The organism is Campylobacter sp. LR264d, from assembly GCF_008633895.1.
Classification (GTDB): domain Bacteria; phylum Campylobacterota; class Campylobacteria; order Campylobacterales; family Campylobacteraceae; genus Campylobacter_D.
Genome location: NZ_VJNT01000010.1, coordinates 134,126 through 157,504, shown reverse-complemented (window position 1 = coordinate 157,504; position 23,379 = coordinate 134,126). Strand labels below are relative to the sequence as shown.

The 23,379-nt window shown below is 29.2% G+C and carries 23 protein-coding genes; 21 read left to right on the top strand and 2 right to left on the bottom strand.

All coding sequences use genetic code 11. The features are described 5' to 3' along the window. Nucleotide 1: 1 nt before the first annotated feature. Genes FMM56_RS02600 through cmoA form a run of 8 tightly spaced genes read left to right on the top strand, consistent with a single transcriptional unit; the run spans nt 2 to nt 7,510 of the window. Complete coding sequence (locus FMM56_RS02600) at nt 2–535, top strand: HobA family DNA replication regulator (RefSeq protein ID WP_150141160.1); 534 nt, start codon at nt 2–4, stop codon at nt 533–535. A 9-nt stretch (nt 536–544) separates the two neighbouring features. Beyond that, complete coding sequence (locus FMM56_RS02595) at nt 545–1,156, top strand: DNA polymerase III subunit delta' (RefSeq protein WP_150141158.1); 612 nt, start codon at nt 545–547, stop codon at nt 1,154–1,156. After that, nucleotides 1,153–2,307, top strand: coding sequence for a dihydropteroate synthase (folP, locus tag FMM56_RS02590; RefSeq protein ID WP_150141156.1), 1,155 nt, complete (start codon nt 1,153–1,155; stop codon nt 2,305–2,307). The genes FMM56_RS02595 and folP overlap by 4 nt, the downstream gene beginning before the upstream one ends. Continuing rightward, nucleotides 2,304–4,250 (top strand): NAD-dependent DNA ligase LigA, encoded by a 1,947-nt coding sequence (gene ligA, locus FMM56_RS02585; RefSeq protein ID WP_150207693.1) that lies wholly within the window; start codon nt 2,304–2,306, stop codon nt 4,248–4,250. The genes folP and ligA overlap by 4 nt, the downstream gene beginning before the upstream one ends. Before the next feature lie 31 nt (nt 4,251–4,281). Further along, nucleotides 4,282–5,232 carry a hypothetical protein gene (locus FMM56_RS02580; protein ID WP_190319009.1) on the top strand — a complete coding sequence of 317 codons (951 nt, stop codon included), beginning with the start codon at nt 4,282–4,284 and terminating at the stop codon, nt 5,230–5,232. Beyond that, entirely contained in the window at nt 5,222–5,980 is a 759-nt protein-coding gene (locus FMM56_RS02575) for a TlyA family RNA methyltransferase (RefSeq protein ID WP_150141150.1), read from the top strand. The genes FMM56_RS02580 and FMM56_RS02575 overlap by 11 nt, the downstream gene beginning before the upstream one ends. After that, nucleotides 5,949–6,809: a bifunctional riboflavin kinase/FAD synthetase gene (locus FMM56_RS02570; protein ID WP_150141148.1), complete on the top strand. Its 861-nt coding sequence runs from the start codon at nt 5,949–5,951 to the stop codon at nt 6,807–6,809. Before FMM56_RS02575 ends, FMM56_RS02570 begins: the two co-directional genes overlap by 32 nt. Continuing rightward, complete coding sequence (gene cmoA, locus FMM56_RS02565; protein WP_150141146.1) at nt 6,806–7,510, top strand: carboxy-S-adenosyl-L-methionine synthase CmoA; 705 nt, start codon at nt 6,806–6,808, stop codon at nt 7,508–7,510. Before FMM56_RS02570 ends, cmoA begins: the two co-directional genes overlap by 4 nt. Before the next feature lie 86 nt (nt 7,511–7,596). Here cmoA and tpx read toward each other — a convergent pair whose 3' ends face one another. Then, a complete protein-coding gene (gene tpx, locus FMM56_RS02560; protein WP_150207689.1) occupies nt 7,597–8,112 on the bottom strand; it encodes a thiol peroxidase in 516 nt (171 codons plus the stop codon). Nucleotides 8,113–8,186: 74 nt separating this feature from the next. Beyond that, nucleotides 8,187–10,211 carry an ATP-dependent helicase gene (locus FMM56_RS02555; protein ID WP_150207687.1) on the bottom strand — a complete coding sequence of 675 codons (2,025 nt, stop codon included), beginning with the start codon at nt 10,209–10,211 and terminating at the stop codon, nt 8,187–8,189. Between the two features lie 106 nt (nt 10,212–10,317). Here FMM56_RS02555 and FMM56_RS02550 point away from each other — a divergent pair, with 106 nt between their 5' ends. From FMM56_RS02550 to cysE, 13 genes are all read left to right on the top strand, one after another. Continuing rightward, a complete protein-coding gene (locus FMM56_RS02550; RefSeq protein ID WP_150207685.1) occupies nt 10,318–11,202 on the top strand; it encodes a hypothetical protein in 885 nt (294 codons plus the stop codon). A 21-nt stretch (nt 11,203–11,223) separates the two neighbouring features. After that, nucleotides 11,224–13,836: a valine--tRNA ligase gene (locus tag FMM56_RS02545; protein WP_150207683.1), complete on the top strand. Its 2,613-nt coding sequence runs from the start codon at nt 11,224–11,226 to the stop codon at nt 13,834–13,836. After that, on the top strand, nt 13,833–14,846 hold the full coding sequence (locus tag FMM56_RS02540) for a methionine ABC transporter ATP-binding protein (protein WP_150141136.1): 1,014 nt from the start codon (nt 13,833–13,835) through the stop codon (nt 14,844–14,846). Before FMM56_RS02545 ends, FMM56_RS02540 begins: the two co-directional genes overlap by 4 nt. Next, nucleotides 14,836–15,753 (top strand): methionine ABC transporter permease, encoded by a 918-nt coding sequence (locus FMM56_RS02535; protein ID WP_150141134.1) that lies wholly within the window; start codon nt 14,836–14,838, stop codon nt 15,751–15,753. Before FMM56_RS02540 ends, FMM56_RS02535 begins: the two co-directional genes overlap by 11 nt. Before the next feature lie 62 nt (nt 15,754–15,815). Then, nucleotides 15,816–16,586: a MetQ/NlpA family ABC transporter substrate-binding protein gene (locus FMM56_RS02530; protein WP_150151489.1), complete on the top strand. Its 771-nt coding sequence runs from the start codon at nt 15,816–15,818 to the stop codon at nt 16,584–16,586. Nucleotides 16,587–16,592: 6 nt separating this feature from the next. Next, a complete protein-coding gene (locus FMM56_RS02525; RefSeq protein WP_411675341.1) occupies nt 16,593–17,360 on the top strand; it encodes a MetQ/NlpA family ABC transporter substrate-binding protein in 768 nt (255 codons plus the stop codon). Nucleotides 17,361–17,363: 3 nt separating this feature from the next. Further along, a complete protein-coding gene (flgA, locus tag FMM56_RS02520; protein WP_150141128.1) occupies nt 17,364–18,023 on the top strand; it encodes a flagellar basal body P-ring formation chaperone FlgA in 660 nt (219 codons plus the stop codon). After that, complete coding sequence (locus FMM56_RS02515) at nt 18,020–18,583, top strand: UbiX family flavin prenyltransferase (RefSeq protein WP_150141126.1); 564 nt, start codon at nt 18,020–18,022, stop codon at nt 18,581–18,583. The genes flgA and FMM56_RS02515 overlap by 4 nt, the downstream gene beginning before the upstream one ends. Nucleotides 18,584–18,636: 53 nt before the next feature. Continuing rightward, on the top strand, nt 18,637–19,113 hold the full coding sequence (gene coaD / locus FMM56_RS02510) for a pantetheine-phosphate adenylyltransferase (protein ID WP_150141124.1): 477 nt from the start codon (nt 18,637–18,639) through the stop codon (nt 19,111–19,113). Beyond that, entirely contained in the window at nt 19,104–19,679 is a 576-nt protein-coding gene (gene tmk / locus FMM56_RS02505; RefSeq protein WP_150141122.1) for a dTMP kinase, read from the top strand. The genes coaD and tmk overlap by 10 nt, the downstream gene beginning before the upstream one ends. Continuing rightward, complete coding sequence (gene hisS, locus FMM56_RS02500; RefSeq protein ID WP_150141120.1) at nt 19,672–20,895, top strand: histidine--tRNA ligase; 1,224 nt, start codon at nt 19,672–19,674, stop codon at nt 20,893–20,895. Before tmk ends, hisS begins: the two co-directional genes overlap by 8 nt. Next, nucleotides 20,892–22,721, top strand: coding sequence for a biosynthetic arginine decarboxylase (gene speA, locus FMM56_RS02495; RefSeq protein WP_150207681.1), 1,830 nt, complete (start codon nt 20,892–20,894; stop codon nt 22,719–22,721). The genes hisS and speA overlap by 4 nt, the downstream gene beginning before the upstream one ends. Further along, nucleotides 22,718–23,353 (top strand): serine O-acetyltransferase, encoded by a 636-nt coding sequence (gene cysE, locus FMM56_RS02490; protein WP_150141115.1) that lies wholly within the window; start codon nt 22,718–22,720, stop codon nt 23,351–23,353. Before speA ends, cysE begins: the two co-directional genes overlap by 4 nt. Nucleotides 23,354–23,379 lie beyond the last annotated feature (26 nt).

Sequence of the window (23,379 nt, the reverse complement as noted above, 5' to 3'; positions counted from 1 at the left end):
AATGGGAGATTTGCATAGTTTTAGCCTTGATTATATTAGAAACAATGGGGTTTTTTATTCTTGGATGGAAACTCGCCGTTTAGAATGGGCTCCCTTAATGCAAGCAAGATTAAAATTACTTTTAGAAGGACGTACTTTTATTTTAATATGCGATGATTCTCGTTTATGGTATGAAAATTATTTTTTACAATCCATTAACGCAAATCCAGCTAGACCTATGCTACCCTTTGTTTCTTTAAGGGCATTTTATGATAAGAAATTTCAAAACAAAGAAGATATAGCCCTTTTAAATGATATGCTAGAAATCGCCTTTCCAAATGGTTTTGTATATTTTTATATAGGCTCAATACACGATAAAAAATCTCAAATAGCAAGGTCAAGGGATGATAGCTTGTTGTGGATTTTTGATGAACAATTGCAAGATAGTTTTTATCTAAATTCAAAGGATAAGGATTTAGATATGAAATTAATCGTTCTTTTTAAACTTCTTGATAAAAGCTTAGATGCGATTTTATTTTCTAAGATTAGTATTTAAGGATCTTTTTTGTTTATTAGTAAAATTTTAATTAGCGAAGATTTTGACAATATAAAAGCAGATATGATTAAAAAATATGGACTTAATAATCTTCGTTTTATCCCAAATTTAGTAGCACCAAATTTTTTAATAGAACACGCAAGGGCTGTTGAAAAGGAAAGCTATATAGCCGAAAAAGATGAAAAAATCATAGTTTTAATGGCACAACACTACGAAGTAGAAGCACAAAATTCCTTATTAAAATTATTTGAAGAACCTCCTAAAAATATTAAATTCTTACTAGTTGTTCCATCTAAGAATTTATTACTTCCTACTATAAAATCTCGTTTGATTTGCGAAAAAGTACGAGTACAAAAAGAAGAAAGAAATTTAAATTTAGACCTTAAAAAGCTTGATTTAAAAGCAATTTATGATTTTTTAGAGAAAAATGAAAGATTAGAAAAGAATGTTTTTTTAGAAAAAATTGTTCTTTTATGCAAGGAATGCTTGAAAATCACAGATTTTAACGAAGAAGAGCTTGAATTTTTTTATGAAAGCTATGAGTTAGCAAAGCTAAATTCTAAAAGTGGGGTGATTTTTGCTACACTTTTGCTTAATTTTTATTTAAAAGACAGGAAATGATTTTTTATAAACTAAACGAAGAAAGCGACTTTAATCTTTTATGCGAATTTATCAAACCTCACAAAATGGGGCAAGAGATTATGTCAAAAAAGACAAAGACGCATTTTATATTTATTAAGGATATAAGTTGTAGTGCTGCTAATATCTTAAAACAAGATTCTTTAAGGGTTGGTGCTGAATTAGTTACAAATAAAGATATAATAAGTTGTTGCAAGGAAAATACAAATGCCCTTTTACTTGCAAATGAAGAACAAATTTTAAAATTAATCCAAAAAGAAAAAAAGCAAGATTTTAAGCTAAAAAATTTAGCCCTTTTTTTGCAAAGTCATTTTTCAAATTCAAATACAAATTTGAAAAGCCCTAGATTAATGGCTATAATAAATATAAATGAAGATAGTTTTAATGCTGATTCTAGGGTGAGTGAAAAGGCATTTGAAAAAAGATTAATCTCTTTTTTAGAATTAAAGCCTGAATTTATTGATATTGGAGCAGTTTCATCTCGCCCTGGGAGTTTGTATTGTGGGGAAAAAGAAGAATTTAAAAGACTTAAAAATTGCCTTGATTTAATCTATAAAAAAAATTATTATAAAGAGTCAAATTTTAGCCTTGATAGCTTTAATGAGTATTGCCTTGAATATGCCTTAAATAAGGGCTTTAATTTGATTAATGATATAACTGGTTTAAAAAATGAAAATTTAGCTAAACTAGCACAAAATTATAAGGCAAGTTATTGCTTAATGCATATGCAAAATGACCCCCTTACAATGCAGGAAAATCCTTATTATAATGACTTGATAAGCGAGATTAATGATTTTTTTGGAGAAAAGCTTGAAATTTTAGCTAAGTATAAAATCAAAGAAGTAATTTTAGATGTTGGCATTGGTTTTGGAAAAAGCCCAGTTCATAACATGCTTTTAATCAAGCATTTAGGACATTTTTTGCATTTTAATAAGCCCTTATTAATCGGGGCAAGCAGGAAAAGCGTTATAAATGCTTATTTTAAAAGCGAAGTAAAAGAACGACTAGCAGGGACTTTGTATCTACATTTACAAGCCTTTAAAAATGGGGCTAATATAATTAGGGTGCATGATTTATACGAACATAAGCAAATGTTTGCTTTAAACTTGGCTATGGGGGAGCTTATTTTATGAACTATGATGAGTATTTACAAAAAATAAATTTAGCAAATGAATGGATGAGGACGTACTATGAAAAGGATATGCCCTTAGCAAGTGATGCAGAATACGATTCTTTAATTAGAGAACTAAAAGAATTTGAAAGCAATAACAAAAATTTAATAAATGCAAATTCCCCAACTCAAAAGGTAGCCCCCTTAATACAAAGTGAGTTTCATAAAATCAAGCATTTAGCGAGAATGTGGTCAATGGAAGATGTTTTTAACAAAGATGAATTAAGGGCTTGGATGAAAAGGATAAAATGTGAGAATGATTTTTTCATTGAGCCAAAATTTGATGGGGCTAGTTTAAATTTACTTTATGAAAATGGACATTTGATAAGTGGGGCTACAAGGGGTGATGGCGAGATTGGAGAAGATATTAGCTTAAATGTTTTTGAGATTGAAAATATCCCTAAAGAACTTTCTTATAAAGAAAAGATTGAGATAAGAGGCGAGGTTGTTATATTAAAAAAGGATTTTGAAAGCTTAAATCAAAAAAGAATGAGTGAAAACAAAGGTCTTTTTGCAAATCCTAGAAACGCAGCAAGTGGCAGTTTAAGGCAACTTGATACGAGTATTACTAAGCAAAGGAATTTAAAATTTTATCCTTGGGGCGTGGGTTTTAACACTTTAAAATTTACAAAACATAGCCAGGTAATGGAGTTTATAAGAGAACTTGGCTTTTTAAAGGATGATTTTGTAGGACTTTGTAAGGATTTTGATGAAGTTGTAAAAGCCTATGAAAGCTTACTTAAAAAAAGAGATGAAAAGCCTATGATGATGGATGGAATGGTAGTTAGGGTTGATGATTTAGCACTTTGTGAAAGTTTAGGTTATACCATTAAATTTCCAAAGTTTATGGCAGCTTTTAAATTTCCACCTCTTGAAAAAAGCACAAAATTAATTGATATAAATTTGCAAGTTGGAAGAAGTGGAGTTGTAACGCCTGTGGCTGTTTTAGAACCTGTAAATTTAGATGGGGTTATAGTTAAAAATGCTAGTTTGCATAATTTTGATGAGATAAAAAGGCTTGATTTAAAAATTAATGATTATGTAAATGTTATTAGAAGTGGGGATGTAATCCCAAAAATTACAAATGTTTTTAAAGATAGAAGAACTGGGATAGAAAATGATATTAAACGACCTAAATTGTGTCCAGTTTGTAGTAGCATTTTGCTTGATGAAGGGGCTTTGATAAAGTGTCAAAATTTAGACTGCAAGGCAAGATTGGTAAATTCTATAATTTATTTTGTTAGCAAAAAATGCCTTAATATAGATGGGCTTGGAGAAAGCATAGTACAACTCTTATTTGAAAAAGGCAAAATTTCAAGCGTTGAAAGCATTTTTTATTTAAAATACGATGATTTTAAGGATTTAGAAGGCTTTAAGGATAAAAAGATAAATAATTTATTAAACGCCATTGAAAACGCTAAAAATTGTGAGTTGACCCGTTTTATAAATGCCTTAGGTATTGAACATATAGGAGAAGTAGCGGCTAAAAAACTAGCTACAAGCTTTGGTTTAGAGTGGTTTAAGCAAGATGAAAACGCACTTTTAAAGCTTGATGGTTTTGGTATAGAAATGGTTAAAAGCATTTTGGACTTTGTTAGGGTTAATGAAGAAAGAATTTTACATTTTTACGCACTTTTAAAATTAAGTGTTGAAAAAAATGACATAAATGAAGAAAGCATATTTTTTAATAAAAGTTTTGTAATAACAGGCACTTTAAGCAAGCCAAGGGATGAATTTAAGACCTTGATTGAAAAAATGGGAGGTAGGGTTAGTTCTAGTGTTTCAAAAAAAACTGATTATGTGCTTTTTGGTGAAGAGGCTGGTTCCAAGCTTGATAAGGCAAAGGCCTTAGGCGTTAATTTGCTTGATGAAAATGCCTTTAATGCCCTTTTAAATAATGTTTAAAATTCTAGCTCTGCTTAGTCCTTTTTGCTTTTTGATAAGTTGGCAGCATTTTGTTTTTGCCCCATTTTTTTTATTTTTTAGCTTTTATGGAATTTTTGTTGAATTTAAAAGCTTTTTACAAGCTAAAAAACAAATTTTAAAAACTGCAACTATACTTGAAGAAAGCCTATTTTATAAGCTTACAAATGGAAATTTTTTTATATATTTTATGACATTTTTTTTAAGTTTATTTTGCATTTTAAGCTTATTTGTAAATTTGCTTAATCTTGAAAGTATAGATTATGTTTTTTTATTTGTTTTTTTGCCATTATTTTTACTAATTTTTAAAAAAAGCTTTTTTTCTCAGTTTAAAAAAAATGCTTATAATGATTTTAGAATTATCATTTTTACTAGCTTTTTAATCGCCTTAATTTACGCACTTTTTAAGCTTTTTTTTATAGAAAATCAGCCTCAAAATTTAAGCATATTAAGCGATAATATTAAATTTTATAAGGGTTCTAAGCTTTTATTATTAGATAAACTTTCTTATATTTTAAATATGCTTATGAGTTTAAAGCTTTTTTTGCTTTATTATTTGGGTAATTTTTATTTTAAACTTTTTTCTTTTATTTTTGATTTTATGAATTTTTTTATATTAAGTTCTATTATAGCATATTTATATAATTATTGTTTTAAACTTAAATTTAAATTTTTAATCCTTAGTCTAAGCCTTATTTTATGCACCCTTAGCCTTTATACCATACCTTATAAAAACGCTGCTAGTCTTGATTATAATAAAGAATTAATCTTTTTAATAGATAATTTACAAAATTTAAAAGAACAAAATTTAAGCAAAATGCAAGAAAATACAAAAAATTTAAACAAGCAATTAAAAGAGATTGAAAAAGTGCTTAATAAAAACACTTACGAGCTTTTTAAGTGGTGGTTTTCTGATGAAAAAAAAGAGTTACAAAAAATGCTAAGGGATTTAAATGAGATTTGACACCTTTATAGCTTTGCGTTTAAATATAAGTAAAAATAAAGCAAAAGAATTAATATTAGTAGGTCAAATTTCTTTAAATAATGAAAATTTTAAACCATCTTTTAATGTTAAAAATTATTTATCAAGCTTAGATAAAAAAGCCATTTTAAACGATGAAGAGATACTTTTTTCAAATCTTTTAAATCTTAGTTTAAAGGATGAGTTTTATGTAAGTAGGGCAGCCTTAAAATTAGAAGCCTTTTTAAAAAATCATTTTGTAGATATTAAGGATAAAAACTGCTTAGATATAGGAACGAGTACTGGAGGTTTTGTACAAATTTTACTTAAAAACGGGGCTAAATTAATTACAGCAATTGATGTTGGAACAAATCAACTTCATAAAAGTCTAAAAAATAATCCAAGGATTAAAAGCCTTGAAAATATGGATTTAAGGGATTTTAAAAGCGATGAGAGTTTTGAGTTAATTACTTGCGATTTAAGTTTTATCTCGCTTTTAAAGGTCCTTATTTATATTGATAATTTAGCCTTAAAAGATATAATTTTACTTTTTAAACCTCAATTTGAAGTTGGAATAAAGGCTAAGAAAAGCACTAAGGGCGTTGTGCTTGATAAGGATGAAATTACAAGGGCTAGAAAGAATTTTGAAAAAGCTTGTGAAAATTTGGGCTGGGTTTTAAAAAAATGCGAAGAATCGTTAGTTAAAGGAAAAAATGGAAATGTTGAATATTTCTACCACTATGAAAAATAGGGTCAAAAGCCTAGCAATAGGCTGTTTTGATGGCCTTCATTTAGGACATAAAGAACTTATAAAGCATTTAGATGAAAATGGAATTTTATTAATCATTGATAAATTTAAGGGCTTAGTACTTTGCGATAAAGAAGATAAACAAAAATTAAGCAAAAAAGAACTTGTAGAATTAAATTTTAATGAGATTAAAAACTTAAGTCCTTTAAAATTTTTAATAATACTTAAAAAAGAATTGCCAAAACTTGAAAAAATAGTCGTTGGATATGATTTTACCTTTGGTAAAAATAGGCTTTGTGGGGCAGGTGATATTGAAAAATTAAGTGGCATAAAAACTATAATAGTGCCCGAAATTAAGCTAAATGGCATAAGCATTCATTCAAGTTTAATAAAGGAATTTTTACAAAATGGCGACATTGATAAGGCAAATGCTTTTTTAGGTAGATTTTATAAGATAAAGGGCTTTGTAATAAGTGGTCAAGGTCTTGGAAAAAGGGCTTTATATCCTACCTTAAATTTAAAAAATGATTCTTATTTTGTGCCAAAAATGGGGGTTTATGTAAATTTTACCCGTATTAAAAATACTATTTTTAAAAGCGTTTCTTTTGTAGGAATTAGAATGAGTGATGAAAATTTTAGCATTGAAACGCATATAATAGAAAATTTTAAGCTTGATATAAAAGAAAATGAAAAAATTGAGCTTTTTTTTGTTAAATTTCTAAGAGAAAATGCTAAATTTAGTGATTTAGATGCCTTAAAATTTCAAATTTCAAAGGATATTAAACTAAGTTTAAAATTCCTTGAAAACATAGATAAAAAGGAGCTTTTATGAGAGATAAACTTTTTCAAAAAACACCACAAAAACAATTTGAATTTGATAAAAATGTAGCTAGTGTTTTTGATGATATGTTAAAACGTTCTATACCTTTTTATAGTGAAAATTTAAATCTTTGTGCTAATATCATAGCAAAAATGGCAAAAAAGAACGCTAAGATTTGTGATTTAGGCTCATCAACAGCAAATTTATTAATAAAACTTTTTGAATTAAGAAAGGATTTTTTACTTTGTGGAGTTGATGAGGCAAGTGCTATGCTTGACCTTGCAAGGACTAAGGCTAAGGCTTATGGGACAAATATTGAGTTTATACAAGCAAATTTAAACGATTTTAATTTTTTTAAAAATGATATATTTATTGCAAGTTATACCCTGCAATTTATAAGACCCATGCAAAGACAGGCCTTGGTTGATAAAATTTATAAATTTTTAAATAAGGGAGGTTTTTTTATTTTAAGCGAAAAAATACTTTATGAGAACGCAAAAATCGCAAAAATAATGATAGAACTTTATTTTGAGTTTAAACAAAGGCAAGGATATAGCGAATTTGAGATTGCATCAAAAAGGGAGGCCTTAGAAAATGTATTAATCCCTTACACTCAAAAAGAAAATATTAAAATGCTTGAAAACGCAGGTTTTTCACGCATAGAAAGCATTTTTAAATGGGCAAATTTTGAAAGTTTCATAGCTTTTAAGTAAGGCTTATTTGAGTCTGTGAAAAATTTAAAGATAAAAAATTAAAATTTAAGTATAAAAACAATTTTGGGCTAAGATAGCCCAAAAACTTAGTGACAACCACAACCTGAATTTTTTGCAAAAAATTCATCAAGTGCTGTTATATTTGGCATATTTGTAATTTCGCTAACTATTTCCTTATAAGCGATTTTGCCATCTTTTATAACAAAAACAGCCCTTGCTAAAAGTCCTTCAAGTGGGCTATCTTCTAGTAAAACTCCATATTTTTTGCCAAATTCTTTATTTAAAAAATCACTTGCAACGACTAAATTTTCTATGTTTTCAGTAGAACAAAATCTACCCATTGCAAAAGGTAAATCCATACTTACAACAACAACTTCTGCACTCTTATAACTTGCTATTTTTTGATTAAATTCTCTAGCCTCAGTAGCACACACAGCCGTATCAAGGCTTGGTAAAGACAAAATAATTTGAGTTTTTCCACTTGGGGCTATTTCAACTAGGCTTAAATCCTTTGCCTTTAAATTTAGTTTTGGAGCACTATCTCCTACATTTACTGCATTTTCGTTTAATTTTACAGCGTTACCTTTGAAAGTTACCGACATTTTTTCTCCTAATTTTAAAATTGTGCGAAAATTATAACCAAAAAATATTAAGCAAAAATGACTTATGTTAATTTTTATATAAATTCGCCCTTGCTAAGTCCTGCTTCTACTAAAAAACAAGATGGTGCAAAGCTTGTTTTTTTATTATTATCATAACGGGCATAACTTAGATAAAGCCTATCCTTTGCCCTAGTAACTGCTACATAAAAAAGCCTTCTTTCTTCTTCTAAGCTTCCACCCATTGAGATAAGTTTTTGATTAGGAAAGCGACCCTGTGCTAAGTCTATAACAAAAACAAGGCTAAATTCCAAGCCCTTACTAGCATGAACGCTTAATAAATTTACCCCACTTCCACTACTTATCTCACTAGCCCCAAGGGTTAAAAAATTATAATACTTATCTGCCTTTGTGTAATCTTTTGAAAGATTTTTTAAGATTAAAAGCTTAGCTTTAATCTTTTCTAAATTTTCACTCTTTTTTAATATATCAACTTGTCCAGCTTTATTTGTAGCCCTTTTAGTAGCTAAAATTTCGCAAATATGCTTAAAAAAAAGATTATTATAAATTAATTCAATCAAAAATAAGGGATTGTTTTGATTAATGCCATTTTTTATATATAAAAAGAGTTGTTCTAAATTTTTAGCACAATTTTCATTTATCTTTGAAAGCTTTAAAATAGGGTGTTTGTTAAATTCACTTTGCAAAGAAAATCTTGTTTCATTTTCAAAAATATCAAGTCCTGCAAAAAGCCCTAAGTCATAATTGCTTTGCAAGGTACCTTGTAAATTTACATCTTTGTCAGGTTCTAAAAAGCCCTTTATTAAATTTCCATGACCTAGTTTTAAAAGCCCGTCAAAAATTGCTTTTGCTAAAACTGAGCCCACACCAGCAGTATATTGCATTAAGTGCATAAAGGCCATTATATCTTTATTATTAATTAAAAGGCAAAACATAGCACAAAATGCCTTTATTTCAAGGCTATCAAAAAAACTTCTACTATCCTTTCTAAGACTAGGTATTCCAAGATTTCTCAAAGCTATTTCAATATCATCAGCACTAGAATTATTACGAAAAATCACAGCTATTTTATTATGTGAAACCCCACTTGTTTGTATCATTTTAGCAATTTCTTTACATTGTAAAATATTATCGCTAAAGCTAAGCAAAACAGGGGCCTTAAATTCACCTTCTCTGGTAACTATAAGTTCTTTTGGATAAAGCCTTTCATTGTTTATAATAACTTTATTTGCAAGGGCTAAAATGCTTTTAGTTGAGCGGTAATTTTTATTAAGAGAAAAAATTTTAGCATCCTTAAAACGTTTATCAAAGCTACCTATAATGCTAATATCAGCACCATTAAAGGCATAAATACTTTGGTCATAATCACCTACGCAAAATAAACTTTTACTTTCAAAGGCCTCTATTAATGAACTTTGTAAGGAATTTGTATCTTGATATTCATCTACTAAAATTTCTTCAAAATCATATTTATTTTCTTTTAAGTGATTTTTAAGATTAATTAATAGATCGTTAAAATCAAGATAATTAAAACGTTTTTTTTCACCCTTGTACTCTAAAAAAATATCTTCATAAATTTGGGCAAAAACGCTTTGTTCTTCGTAATTTTTACAAAACCATTCTTTAAAATCCTTATCAAAAGCAGTATTGCAAAACAAAGAATAGATATCATATAAATAACTTGCTTGATAAGGTTTTAATTCGCTTAAATGAGAAAATGAACGTTTTTCACAAAGGCTTTTTAATAAAAGTTTTAAATCAGCTGCAGTTTTTAAGCTAATATTTTTATCTATCTTTTTAAGCAAGGTATAAGCAATGCTATGAAAGGTACCTGCCATGATTTTACTTGTAATTTCCTTGCTAAAATAATTATTTAATCTTGCTATCATCTCGCCACTTGCCTTATTCGTAAAGGTTAAAAGCATGATTTTATCAGCAGGTATTTTTTTATTTAATAAAAAGGCTATTCTAGCTACTATGGTTGAAGTTTTGCCAGTACCTGCACTAGCTATTATTAGATTATGTCCTAGTGGGGTAGTTGCAGCTCTTAGTTGCTCATCATTTAATTTTGAAAGTGGCATTTGTGTCCTTAAAAAGCTGAAATTATAAAAAAAAATTGCTTAAAAAATATAAATTTTAATTATCTTGTTATATAATTTATTTTTGATAACTTTTAAGGATTGAATAATGAATTTAAAGATTTTTTCTATTATAGTAGGCTTTTTTATAATTATCTTAGTAGTACTTGGTGGGACTTATTATTATTTATTTGAAATGCCAGAAGAAGAAACGATAAAGGTTGCTACTCCAAGCTTCAATAGTATAAATAATCAATTTTTAAACACTGATACAATTAACGAACAAGCTTTAAACAATAAAGAATCAAATTCAAATTTAGCCTTAAATGAAAATTTAAGCACATTAAACACAAATGAAACAAAGGAAAATCCAAAGGTTAAAGAATTAAAAAAAGAACTAAAAAAGGAAGTTAAAAAAGAAATTTTAAACGAAGATAATATACACTCAGTTACAAATACAAAAACGTCTCAAAAATTAAGCTTTAAAAAGACAAGTGAAAAAACGCCAAATTTAAATACTATTAAAGAATATCAACAAAGGGGTAAGGATTCAAGATTAGAACCATTTTTAAGCACTGAAAATGTAAAGGTTTATATAATGGAGGGAAAGTCCTTGACAAATTATAGAAAGGGGCTTTTAAAGGATATGCTTTCTCCTATTCAAAATCGCTCAAAAGATTATAATTTAAGCGTTTTTATACAAATGCTACCTAAAAATAAAATGGATATTAGCATTTACAATAAAGATATAATTTTTTCAGAAAAGAAAAAGGCTTATAAATACATTACTTTAAATGATATAAGTGATTATAAAAACGACTTAAAACACCTAAATGAAAGGGTTAAAAGAGAAGAGATTATAAAAAAAGTGAATTTTAAGCACAATGTAAATTTAAAGGGAAGTGATTTTGCTAAGCATATTAAAAACTTAAAACAAGGCATTAGCGAGGCACAATATTATTTTCCATTTTGTGAGATTATACAAATTAATTAAGCTATAAATCAAGGTTTTAACATGTATGATAAAAATATAGAAGAAAAATATTATTCAATTTGCGAAAATAGGGGATATTTTGAAATAGATGGAAATAAGGCTATTCAAAAGAAAAATAAAACTTTTTGTATAATGATGCCCCCACCCAATGTAACAGGAATTTTACATATAGGACATGCTCTAACCTTTACCTTGCAAGACATAATGGTTCGTTATAAAAGAATGGATGGCTATAAAACGCTTTATCAACCTGGGCTTGACCATGCAGGTATTGCTACTCAAAATGTGGTTGAAAAACAGCTTTTAAGTCAGGGTATCAAAAAAGAAAATTTAAGTAGAAGTGAATTTATAGACAAAGTTTGGCAGTGGAAAGAAAAAAGCGGGGGTCAGATTTTAAATCAAATGAGAAGTTTAGGTATAACTCCTGCTTGGTCTAGGCTTCGTTTTACTATGGATAGTGGCCTTGTAAATGCAGTTAAAAAGGCCTTTGTAAATTTGTATAATAAGGGCTTGATAGAACGTGGCAATTACATGATTAATTGGTGCACTCATGATGGGGCACTTAGTGATATAGAGGTAGAATACAAAGAAAATTATGGAAAACTTTATCATATAAGGTATTTTTTTAAAGATAGTAAGGATTATTTAGTAGTAGCTACTACAAGACCTGAAACCTTTTTTGGTGATACAGCAGTAATGGTAAATCCAAACGATGAAAGATATAAAAAATTTATAGGAAAAGAGCTTGTTTTGCCACTATCTAATAAGATTATTAAAATAATTGGTGATAATCATGTGGATATGGAATTTGGAACAGGCGTGGTAAAGGTTACACCAGCACATGATATGAACGATTATGAGGTAGGTTTAAGGCATAATTTAGAATTTTTAAGCATATTTGATGAAAAGGGAATTTTAAATGAACATTGCTTGGAATTTCAAGGCTTAGAAAGATTACAAGCAAGGGATAAAATAGTAGCAAGTTTACAAGAAAAGAACTTTATAGAAGATATACAAGAACATAAAAATCAAGTGGGATATTGTTATCGTTGTAAAAATATCGTTGAACCATATATTTCAAAGCAGTGGTTTGTAAAAAAAGATATAGCAAAAGAAAGTATTGAAAAAGTAGCCTTAAAAGAAAGTAAATTTTACCCAGCACATTGGATAAATAGCTTTAATGCTTGGATGAAAGAACTTCGCCCTTGGTGTATTTCAAGACAGCTTTGGTGGGGTCATCAAATCCCTGTTTATTATTGTGCGTGTGGGAATGAATTTGCTAGTGAAGATAGCCTTAGTATTTGCCCAAAATGTGGCAGTAAAGATTTTAAACAAGATGAAGATGTGCTTGATACTTGGTTTTCTTCTGGTCTTTGGGCTATGAGTACCTTAGGCTGGGGCAATGGTGATTGGGGTAAAGATAAGCTTTGGAATGAGAATGATTTAAAGGAATTTTATCCAAATTCTTTATTAATTACGGGCTTTGATATTTTGTTTTTTTGGGTAGCTAGAATGATGTTTCAAAGCACAAATTTACTTCATAAGCTTCCCTTTAAACATATTTATTTACATGCACTTGTTAAGGATGAACAGGGTAGAAAGATGAGCAAAAGCCTTGGGAATGTGATTGACCCAAATGAAAGCATAAAAGAATATAGCGCTGATATTTTGCGTTTTACACTTGCTTTAATTGCCATTCAAGGCAGAGACATAAAGCTTAGTAATGATAAACTTTTGCAGGTTAGAAATTTTACAAATAAGCTTTATAACGCAGCGAATTACTTGCTTCTAAATGAAAATAAATTTGAAGATTTAGAAAATATAGAACTTAAAAGCAGTTTAGCTAAATTTATAAATGCTAAATTTCAAGATTGTGTTAAGGAAGTAAGGGAAAATTTAGATAATTATCGCTTTAATGATGCGGCAAATTGTTTATATAAATTTTTCTGGGATGATTTTTGCGATTGGGGCATTGAACTAAGCAAGGCTGAAAAATCAAGTGTAAAAGAACTTGGCAGTATTTTTAAAAGTGCCTTAAAGCTTTTGCATCCATTTATGCCTTTTTTAAGTGAGTTTTTATATCATAGATTAAGTGCTACTAGCCTTGAAAATTCTGATTCTATAATGATTTCTAGCTATCCAGTTGTAAATAAACAAGATGAAAAAATTAAAAATTTATTTGAACTTTTGATAGAAAGTATAGTTAGCATTAGAAGAACAAAGACCTTACTTGAATTAAAAAGCATTGAAAAAGCTTATATAAAATTAAATAATATGGGATTAAAAGAAGAGTTAAAAAATTTAGAAATTTTCATAAAAACCCTTGCAAAATGTCAAAATATAGAATTTACAGATAAGATTATAGAAAATGCAGTAAGGGATGTAAGTGAGAATTTAGAACTTTTCATAAGTTTAGAAAATGTGGATTTGAGTGCCATTATTGCAAGATTTAATAATCAAAAAGCAAAGCTTGAAAAAGAAATTAATAAATTAAACAACATACTTGGCAATGAAAAATTTATAGCAAACGCTCCTAAAGAAGTGGTAGCTACTAATAAGGAGGCATTAAAATCTTTAAATGAACAACTTGCTAAGATTGAAGAGGAATTAGATAAATTTAAGGTTAAAAATTGATTGATATTAAGAATTTAAAAAAATATTATGACAAAGAACTTGTAATAAATGATGTTTGTTTGCACATAAATAAGGGTGAAATTTATGCTATTGTTGGGCATAGTGGGGCTGGAAAATCCACGCTTTTAAGGTGTATAAATGGCTTAGAAGATTATCAAAGCGGTTCTTTAATGGTTTTGGGTAAAGAAGTTTCTAAGCTTAAAAATAGACAAAAAGAACTAAGAATTCTAAGAAAAGACATAGGCATGATTTTTCAAAATTTTGCCTTAATGAATTTAAAAAGTGTCTTTGAAAATGTAGCCATGCCTTTAAGGTCACATTATACGCAAAGTAAAAGCCTTGCTAGTCTTTTTAAAAAAGAATTTATGAGTGAAAAAGATGTCAAAAAACGCGTTTTAGAACTCTTAGACATAGTTGGGTTAAACAATAAAATAAGGGCATTTCCAAGGGAGTTAAGTGGAGGACAAAAGCAAAGAGTAGCCATTGCTAGGGCACTTGCTTTAAATCCCAAGATTTTATTAAGTGATGAGGCTACTTCTGCACTGGACCCAAACACTACTAAAAATATCTTAGAGCTTATCTCAAAGATAAATAAAGAATTTAATATAACCGTAGTTGTGGTAACGCATGAAATGGAGGTTGTAAAGGATATTGCTAAAAGGGCTATTTTATTAGAACATGGACAAATTATAGGGCAGGGCAGTATAGATGAATTATTTTTAAGGCCAAATGAAAAAATGAGAGAATTCTTAGGAGAGAGTGAGTATTTGCCAAATTCTGGTTTAAATATAAGGCTTTATTTTCCAAAAGAAGTAGCTCAAAATCACATAATTACACATATGGCAAGGAGTTTAAATATTGATTTTAACATAGTTTGGGGTAAGATTGAAAAGCTTGGCGATGAGGCCTTAGGAAATTTGGTTATAAATGTTGATGAAAAAGATAAGGAAAAAATATTAGTTTATCTCAGTCAAAGTGGCGTTTTATGGGAGCTTGCAAATGGAAAATAATTTTAGTGAAATTTGGGTTAATTTTAAAGAAAGAATTGCAAATTTTATAGATGAATTTTCCTTTGAAGGCATTAAAGAAGTAAGCATTAACTCCATCAAAACCTTTCCACAAAATTACGAAAATATCCTTAAACTAGCCCTTGAAGAAACTATTTATATGAGTTTAGTTTCTGTTATAGTTGGTTTTATTTTAGCTATTATTCCTGGAATTTTACTTGCTATTTGGGGAAAAGATGGTATTAGTGAAAATAAAATCGCTTATAATATCTTAGATTTTATCACAAATATTTTAAGGGCCTTTCCTTTTTTGATATTAATAGTAGTTCTTTTACCACTTTCAAAGATAATAGTAGGTACTAGCATAGGCACAAACGCAGCCATAGTACCTCTTTCAATAGGGGTTGCCCCTTTTTTAGCAAAAATGCTAGAAAGTGCCTTTAAAGAAGTAGATAAAGGCGTTATAGAAGCAGCTAAGTCTTATGGGGCTAGTAATTTTCAAATAATCTTTCGTGTAATTTTTATTGAGTCAATGCCAAGCATTATAAGTGGGGTTACCTTAGTTTTTATCTTTACTATAGGCTTTTCTGCATTAGCTGGCACGGTTGGAGGAGGTGGCTTAGGAGACGTGGCCATTCGTTATGGTTATGAAAGATTTAATCAAGAAGTAATGATACAAACTGTTGTTATTTTACTTATCTTAGTACAAATCGTTCAAATTTTAGGAAATTTATTTTATATGTGGGCAAAAAATAGCAAAACTATGTTAAGTCTTATAGTGCTTTCTTTGCTAGTATTGTTTAAATTTATCTTAGAACTTTCAAATGATGAAAGTCCTATTTTAATGAGTGTTTTACTCTTTTTTCTAGTACTTAGTCTCTTGTTTAGATTAAGGAAATTTAAGGCTTAGCTAAGTTTGTTTAAAGTAGAATTTTAAGTTTTTTAAGCCAAATTTATTGTAAAGGAAAAATTATGAATATCAAAGCTTTTTTGTTTTCTGCTTTTTTAGCACTTAGCTTAAATGCAGCAGAAAAAATCGTAGTTGCAGCTACTCCTGTTCCTCATGCTGAAATTTTAGAAGAGGTAAAAGCTGATTTAAAAGCACAAGGTTATGAACTTGTCATTAAAGAATTTAATGATTATATACAACCAAATATCGCAACTGATAATAAAGAAGTAGATGCAAATTTCTTTCAACATATACCTTATATGCAAGAATTTAATAATATTAGAAAAACTAAACTTGTGATTGTTGGTGGGATTCATATTGAGCCTATGGCTGTTTATTCTAAGAAATTTAAAAGTCTTGAAGACGTAAAAAATGGTGCTTTAATTGCCGTTCCAAACGACCCTACAAATGAAAGTAGAGCCCTTGATTTAATAGCCAAAACCGGTCTCATTAGCTTTAAAAATGATAATGCCTTAAAAACTCCACTTGATATAAAGGATAATCCTAAGAATCTTAAATTTAGCGAACTAAAAGCTGCCCAAGTACCAAGGGCGTTAAGTGATGCAGATTTTGCTATTATTAATTCAAATTATGCTCTGTCTGCAAAGCTAAATCCTGTAAAAGATTCTGTTTTAATAGAAAGTAGTGAAAGCCCTTATGTAAATGTCTTAGTTACAAGGCAAGGAAGAGAAAACGAGACTAAAATTCAAGCACTTTTAAAGGCCTTGCAAAGTCAAAAGGTAAAAGATTTCATACTTAAAAAGTATGAAGGTTCTGTAGTTCCTGCTTTTTAAGGTAGTATGATGAAAAAGATATTTTTATTTTTAAGTTTATTAAGCTTTATTTTTGCAAGTGATAAAACCATAGTAATTGGGGCTACACCTACTCCTCATGCTGAAATTTTAAAATTTAGTAAGCCCTTATTTGAGGCAAGAGGTTATAAGTTAGAGATTAAGGAATTTAATGATTATCTTATACCAAATTTTGCCCTAAATGATAAGGATTTAGATGCAAATTTTTATCAACATAAGCCTTTTTTAGATGATTTTAATAAAAATAAAAATACGAATTTAGTTTCTATCGAACATATTTTACTTGTTCCTATGGCTGTTTATTCTAATAAATTTAAAGATATTGCAAATATAAAAAATGGGGCAAGTATAGCTATTCCAAACGACCCTACAAATGAAAGTAGAGCCCTTGATTTGCTTGAAAAGGCTAATCTTATAAAGCTTGAAAACAAGGAAAATAAAACTCCCCTTGATATAAAGGAAAATCCTAAAAAACTTAAATTTATAGAATTAAAAGCAGCCCAATTACCAAGGGCACTAGGAGATGCAGATTTGGCTGTAATTCCTACTAATTACGCCTTGGGGGCTGGATTAAATCCTTTAAAAGATGGACTTATTATAGAAAGTAAGGATAGCCCTTATGCGATAGTAATTGCCGTTAGAAAGGGCGATGAAGATAAAGAAAAAAGCAAAATTTTAAAAGATGTTTTGCGTTCAAAAGAGATTAAAGAATACATAGAAAAAACATATCAAGGTTCGGTTATACCTACCTTTTAAGTTATGAGAAAATTTTTTATTCTTCTTTTATTTTTAAATTTTTTACAAGCTTCTAATTTGGAGCTTGTAAAATCTGCTTTGATACAAGAATTTAAATATAATTTTCCTCAAATCATTATTACAAAGGTTGATTTAAAGATTACTTCGTTGCCAAAGGACTTTGAAGAATACGAATTTATAAAGTTAGCACCTGGCAAATTTAATAGAGCACAAGGCTTTGTAAGGGCCGAGTTTAAAACCCCTAAAAATATAGCTAAAAATGTTTTTTTTCGCTATTTTATCAAAGGAAATTTGCAGGTATTAAGAGCTAGTAGGGCCATTAAAAAGAATGATAAATTAAGCGTTTTAGATTATAAAATAGTAATGCTTGATTTTGACAAGGTCCCTGCAAATGCTTTAAATTTAGAAGATAGTAATAATTTAATTTCCAAAACAAATATCTCAAAAAATGCCATTTTAAAAGAAAATATGTTTAAATCATCAGCCTTAATCAAAAAACACAGCAAAATTACAGGAATTTTGCAAGATGAAAATATAGATGTTTTAGTAGAATTAATAGCCCTTGAAAATGCCAATTTAAACGAAAAAATTCGTGCTAAAAACAAAGATGGCAAGGTAATGCAAGGCGTTGTAATTAGCAAAGATAGGATTTTAATAGAATGAAAATTTTATTAGGAATGTCAGGTTCAAGTAGTGTAAAATTAGGCTTTAAACTGCTTTTAAATTTACAAAATTCTCAAAATGAAATTTTTTGCATTGTAACTAAGGGAGCAAGGTTGAGTTTTAAGGCTGAAAACAGTGCTAATATAGATGAGTTTTATAAGGATAGTTTTAAAAAAGTAGCGTTTTTAAATGATGATGATTTAAGCAGTGGGGTTTCGAGTGGTTCTTTTGGCATTGATAAAACTATAATTGCACCTTGTTCTATTTCTAGTCTGGCTAAAATTAGTAATGGTCTTTGTGATAGCTTATTAACAAGGGCTTGTGGGGTTGCTTTAAAGGAAAGAAAAACTTTAATCTTAGGCGTTAGGGAAATGCCATTTTCAACCCTAAATTTAAAGCAAATGACTAAGCTTAGCAAAATGGGTGTTATCATAGCACCTCCTGTTATAGCATCTTATTCTGGGGCTTTAAATTTAGACGAGCTTGAAAATTTTATCATTGGTAAATGGCTTGATTTACTCGGTATTAAACATAATTTATATAAAAAATGGCAAAGATAATAGCTTTTAAGTTTTGTTTTGTTATATTTATGCTTATTTTTTGGAGAAAATTAATGACTTGTTTGTATCCTGGTACCTTTGATCCCATTACAAATGGGCATTTAGATGTGGTAAAAAGGGCCTTAAAAATTTTTGATAAGGTAGTTTTAGCAATAGCTACAAGTGAGCTTAAAAAGCCTTATTATAGTCTTGAAAAAAGAGAAAAATTAGCAAAACTTGCCACTAGTGATTTAGATAATGTTGAGATAATTTGTTTTGATAGTTTATTAGTAGATTTAGCTAAAAAATTAAACATAAAAACCATTATTAGAGGGCTTAGGGCTGTTAGTGACTTTGAGTATGAATTACAAATTGGCTATGCAAATAATGCTTTGTGGAGTGAGATTGAAAGCGTTTATTTAATGCCAAATTTACAAAATGCCTTTATTTCAAGTTCTATAGTGCGTTCCATTCTTGCTTATAATGGAGATGTGAGTTCACTTGTGCCAAAGGGAATTTTGCCATTTTTAAAGGATAAGTCTTGTATGTAGCATTTGAAGGCATTGATTGCATGGGGAAAAGTACCCAAATAGAACTTTTAAAAAATGATTTTAAGGATGCTATTTTTACAATGGAACCAGGTGGCACAGAATTTGGAAAGCATTTAAGAGAACTTTTATTAAATAAACCCTTTACAATCTCAAAAAGGGCCGAGTTATTTTTATTTTTAGCTGATCGAACCCAGCATTTTGAAGAAATTTTAAATGAAAATAAAAATAAGCTTATAATTAGCGATAGAAGTTTTATATCAGGAATTGCCTATGCTAAAGACTTTGACAAGGATTTTTTACTTAAATTAAATATTTTTGCCTTAAATGAATATATGCCACAAAAGATAGTTTTTTTAAAGGGTGATGAAAATTTAATAAATCAAAGATTTAAGCAAAAAAGCCTTGATAGCATTGAAAAAAGAGGGGTTTCTTATTTTTTAGATGTTCAAAAAAATATAGAAGAAGTGCTTTTTTTACTAAAAGATAAAACAAAAATTTTAACTTTAAATGCGAGTGATAGCATAGAAATTTTACATAAAAAAATAAAGGAATTTATCAATGATTAGTGCTTTAAAGGGTATGAAAGACATTAAGGATAAAGATGCTTTTTATTATGAAAAGATTGTTAAAATTTGCGAAGAAGTAGCTAAAAATTATGGCTTTTCTTATATCAATACCCCTCATTTAGAATTTTCTAAGCTTTTTAAAAGAAGTGTTGGAGAAAGTTCTGATATAGTCGGAAAGGAAATGTATGAATTTATCGATAAGGGAGAAAATGAAGTAAGCCTTAGACCAGAAGGCACAGCAGGAGTAGTTAGGGCTTACATAGAGGCTAAATTTGATAAAAGTTCAAGCCTTAAACGTTGGTTTTATCATGGTTCTATGTTTAGATATGAAAGGCCTCAAAAGGGGCGACTTAGGGAATTTCACCAATTTGGCGTTGAGTGTTTTGGCGAAAAAAGTGTTTATGAGGACGCTACTTTAATATTAATGTTAGTTGAAATTTTTAATCGCTTGGATATTAATTTTAATATTTTATTAAATTCCTTAGGTTGCGTGGAATGCTTACCACAATATAGACAAAAGCTTATTGATTTTTTAGATAAGGATGGTTTTTGCGATGATTGTATAAGACGTAAAAAATTAAATCCTATACGAGTTTTAGATTGTAAAAATGATAATTGCCAAAGCTTACTTGTTAATATGCCTATCATAAGGGATAATTTATGTCAAAATTGCAAAAAAGAATTTGAACTTTTGCAAGATATTTTAAGACAAGATAATATAAATTTTAAGCTTGATGATAAATTAGTTCGTGGGCTTGATTATTATTCTAAGAGTGCCTTTGAGTTTGTAAGCGATGAAATAGGGGCAAAGGCCTCAATTGCAGGTGGGGGCAGGTATGATAGATTGATTGAATATCTGGGTGGAAAAAGTGGCTATGGAGTAGGCTTTGCGATAGGCATTGAAAGGATAATTGCTATCTTAGAACAAAAAGAATTTGAAGAAAAAAGGAACGGGATTTATCTTTGTGCCTTGGATGAAAAGTATATTACTAAGCTTTTAAATATAGCTAGAATTTTAAGAAAAAAACATAAAGTGCTTTTAAATTATGGGCCTAAAAAACTTGCAAAACACCTTGCAAATGCTGATAATTTAAATACTGAAATATTTTTATGTATGGGTGAAAATGAGGCCTTACAAGAATCTTTGTTTTATAAAAATTTAAATACTAAAGAAGAAAAAATGCTTAAAATTTATAATTTGGAGAATAGCCTATGAATAATTATGGAATCGAACTTTGGGGGGATGATAATTTTGTTATAAAAAATGGCAAGGTTTGCATAAATTATGAAAAAAAACCAGCCATTATTGACATAGTAAAAGAACTTAGAGATGATGGTTATAGGGGGCCATTATTACTTCGTTTTCCTCATTTAATACAAAAGCAAATAGAAAATATTTACAAAAATTTTAATAAGGCTAGAAAGGAATTTGAATACAAGGGCAAATTTAACGCCGTTTATCCCTTAAAAGTTAATCAATATCCAGGTTTTGTTAAAAATTTAGTAAAGCTTGGGAAAAATTATAATTATGGTCTTGAGGCTGGTTCAAAGGCTGAACTTCTCTTAGCTATGGCTTATAACAATGAAAACGCTCCTATAACGGTCAATGGCTTTAAGGATAGAGAACTCATAAATATAGGCTTTATCGCTGCTGAAATGGGACATAATATAACCTTAACAATAGAGGGCTTAAATGAGTTAGAATCAATAATTGACATTGCAAAAGAACGTTTCAAACCAAAGCCAAATATAGGACTTCGCATAAGATTACATTCAACCGGTAGTGGAATTTGGGCAAAAAGTGGAGGCATAAATTCTAAATTTGGTCTTACTTCTACTGAGTTAATACAAGCTGTTAACATGCTAAAAGACAATAAACTTTTAGACCAATTTACCATGATTCATTTTCACATAGGCTCGCAAATTAGCGAAATTCACCCTCTAAAAAAGGCATTAAACGAGGCAGGTAATATCTATACTGAACTTCGCAAAATGGGAGCAAAAAATCTACATGCTATAAATTTAGGTGGTGGCCTTGCAGTTGAGTACTCGCAGTTTAAAAATGAAAATACTAGGAATTATACTTTAAGAGAATATGCAAATGATGTTGTTTTTATCTTAAAAAACATATCCGAACAAAAAGGCGACACAGAACCTGATATTTTTATAGAAAGTGGTCGTTTTGTAGCAGCCTCTCATGCAATTTTAGTGGCCCCCGTGCTTGAACTTTTTTCTCAAGAATACACAGAAAGTAAGCTAGTTTTAAAAAAGGATAATCCTAAGTTAATAGATGAACTTTTTGACCTTTATAAAAGCATAAAGCCATCAAATGCCCTTGAGTACTTGCATGATAGCGTAGAGCATTTAGAAAGTATATTAACTTTATTTGACCTTGGTTATGTGGATTTAAGTGATAGGTCCAATGCTGAAATTTTAACCCAACTCATAGCAAAAAAGGCTATCTTACTTCATAAAGAAAACTCAAGTGATTTATTAGCAATTCAGACTCAAATGCAAGAAAGATATCTAGTAAATTTTTCACTTTTTCAATCAATGCCTGATTTTTGGGGTTTAGGTCAAAATTTCCCTATAATGCCTCTTGACAAACTTGAAGAAGAACCTAGCAGAAGTGCTAGTATTTGGGATATTACTTGTGATAGTGATGGAGAAATTTCTTATCTAAAAAATAAGCCCTTGTTTTTACATGATGTAGACATTGAAAAGGAAAATTATTTTTTAGGCTTTTTTTTAGTGGGGGCTTATCAAGAAGTACTTGGAATGCGCCATAATCTTTTTACTCACCCAACAGAGGCAAGCGTTAGTATAAATGAAAAGGGTTATGAGATTGATAGCATAATCGAGGCCCAATCCATACTTGATACCCTTGAAGACCTTGATTATGACGTGCACTTAATAATGGATAATCTAAATGAGAAAATTTCAAATTCAAATTTAGTTAATGAAAAGCAAAAAAAGCAAATTTTAGGGGAGTTATATTTGTTTTTAAATGATAATGGATATTTGAAAAGTAAGGAGTTATAATGTTTTTTTCTATCATAAAAGAAGATTTTTTACAACCAAAAAAGCAAGACCCTGCCTTTAATTCTTTTATAGAACTTTTTTTTAATTATCCGGGGGTTTGGGCTGTTATAAATTATCGTTTTGCACATTTTTTTTATAAGAGAAATTTTAAAAGGATAGCCAGAATTATTAGTGGAATTTCATATTGTTTAACGGGGGTTGATTTGCATCCGGGAGCAGTTTTAGGTAGAAGGGTATTTATAGACCATGCAAGTGGGGTTGTCATAGGGCAAACTGCTATAATAGAAGATGATGTTTTAATTTATCATGGGGTTACGCTTGGTGGTACTAGCCTTGAAAAAGGTGTCAAAAGACACCCTACTATAAAAAGTGGCGTAGTAATTGGTACGGGGGCTAAAATTTTAGGGAATATTACCATAGGAGAAAATGCTAAAATAGGCTCAAACGCTGTAGTAGTTAAAGACGTTGCCCCAAATTTAACTGCTACTGGGATTCCTGCACATATTGTTAAATTTAAGCAAAAGGAAAAAAGTAGGGCTATTGATGAGTGTTGTGAGGATGAATTAATAAAACTTAAACAAAAGATACTTGAACTAGAAGATATAATTAAAAACAAACAAACAAATAAATAAATAATCTTTTAAATAAAATTTAATAA

Bases quoted from the DNA above. Each gene is read 5' to 3' on its own strand.
- FMM56_RS02550 (WP_150207685.1), top strand. From the start codon at position 10,318: ATGAATTTAAAGATTTTTTCTATTATAGTAGGCTTTTTTATAATTATC.
- FMM56_RS02535 (WP_150141134.1), top strand. From the start codon at position 14,836: ATGGAAAATAATTTTAGTGAAATTTGGGTTAATTTTAAAGAAAGAATT.
- speA (WP_150207681.1), top strand. From the start codon at position 20,892: ATGAATAATTATGGAATCGAACTTTGGGGGGATGATAATTTTGTTATA.
- tpx (WP_150207689.1), bottom strand. From the start codon at position 8,112: ATGTCGGTAACTTTCAAAGGTAACGCTGTAAAATTAAACGAAAATGCA.
- ligA (WP_150207693.1), top strand. From the start codon at position 2,304: ATGAACTATGATGAGTATTTACAAAAAATAAATTTAGCAAATGAATGG.
- flgA (WP_150141128.1), top strand. From the start codon at position 17,364: ATGAGAAAATTTTTTATTCTTCTTTTATTTTTAAATTTTTTACAAGCT.
- FMM56_RS02515 (WP_150141126.1), top strand. From the start codon at position 18,020: ATGAAAATTTTATTAGGAATGTCAGGTTCAAGTAGTGTAAAATTAGGC.
- coaD (WP_150141124.1), top strand. From the start codon at position 18,637: ATGACTTGTTTGTATCCTGGTACCTTTGATCCCATTACAAATGGGCAT.
- hisS (WP_150141120.1), top strand. From the start codon at position 19,672: ATGATTAGTGCTTTAAAGGGTATGAAAGACATTAAGGATAAAGATGCT.
- FMM56_RS02545 (WP_150207683.1), top strand. From the start codon at position 11,224: ATGTATGATAAAAATATAGAAGAAAAATATTATTCAATTTGCGAAAAT.
- FMM56_RS02575 (WP_150141150.1), top strand. From the start codon at position 5,222: ATGAGATTTGACACCTTTATAGCTTTGCGTTTAAATATAAGTAAAAAT.
- FMM56_RS02525 (WP_411675341.1), top strand. From the start codon at position 16,593: ATGATGAAAAAGATATTTTTATTTTTAAGTTTATTAAGCTTTATTTTT.
- folP (WP_150141156.1), top strand. From the start codon at position 1,153: ATGATTTTTTATAAACTAAACGAAGAAAGCGACTTTAATCTTTTATGC.
- cmoA (WP_150141146.1), top strand. From the start codon at position 6,806: ATGAGAGATAAACTTTTTCAAAAAACACCACAAAAACAATTTGAATTT.
- FMM56_RS02530 (WP_150151489.1), top strand. From the start codon at position 15,816: ATGAATATCAAAGCTTTTTTGTTTTCTGCTTTTTTAGCACTTAGCTTA.
- FMM56_RS02600 (WP_150141160.1), top strand. From the start codon at position 2: ATGGGAGATTTGCATAGTTTTAGCCTTGATTATATTAGAAACAATGGG.
- FMM56_RS02555 (WP_150207687.1), bottom strand. From the start codon at position 10,211: ATGCCACTTTCAAAATTAAATGATGAGCAACTAAGAGCTGCAACTACC.
- FMM56_RS02570 (WP_150141148.1), top strand. From the start codon at position 5,949: ATGTTGAATATTTCTACCACTATGAAAAATAGGGTCAAAAGCCTAGCA.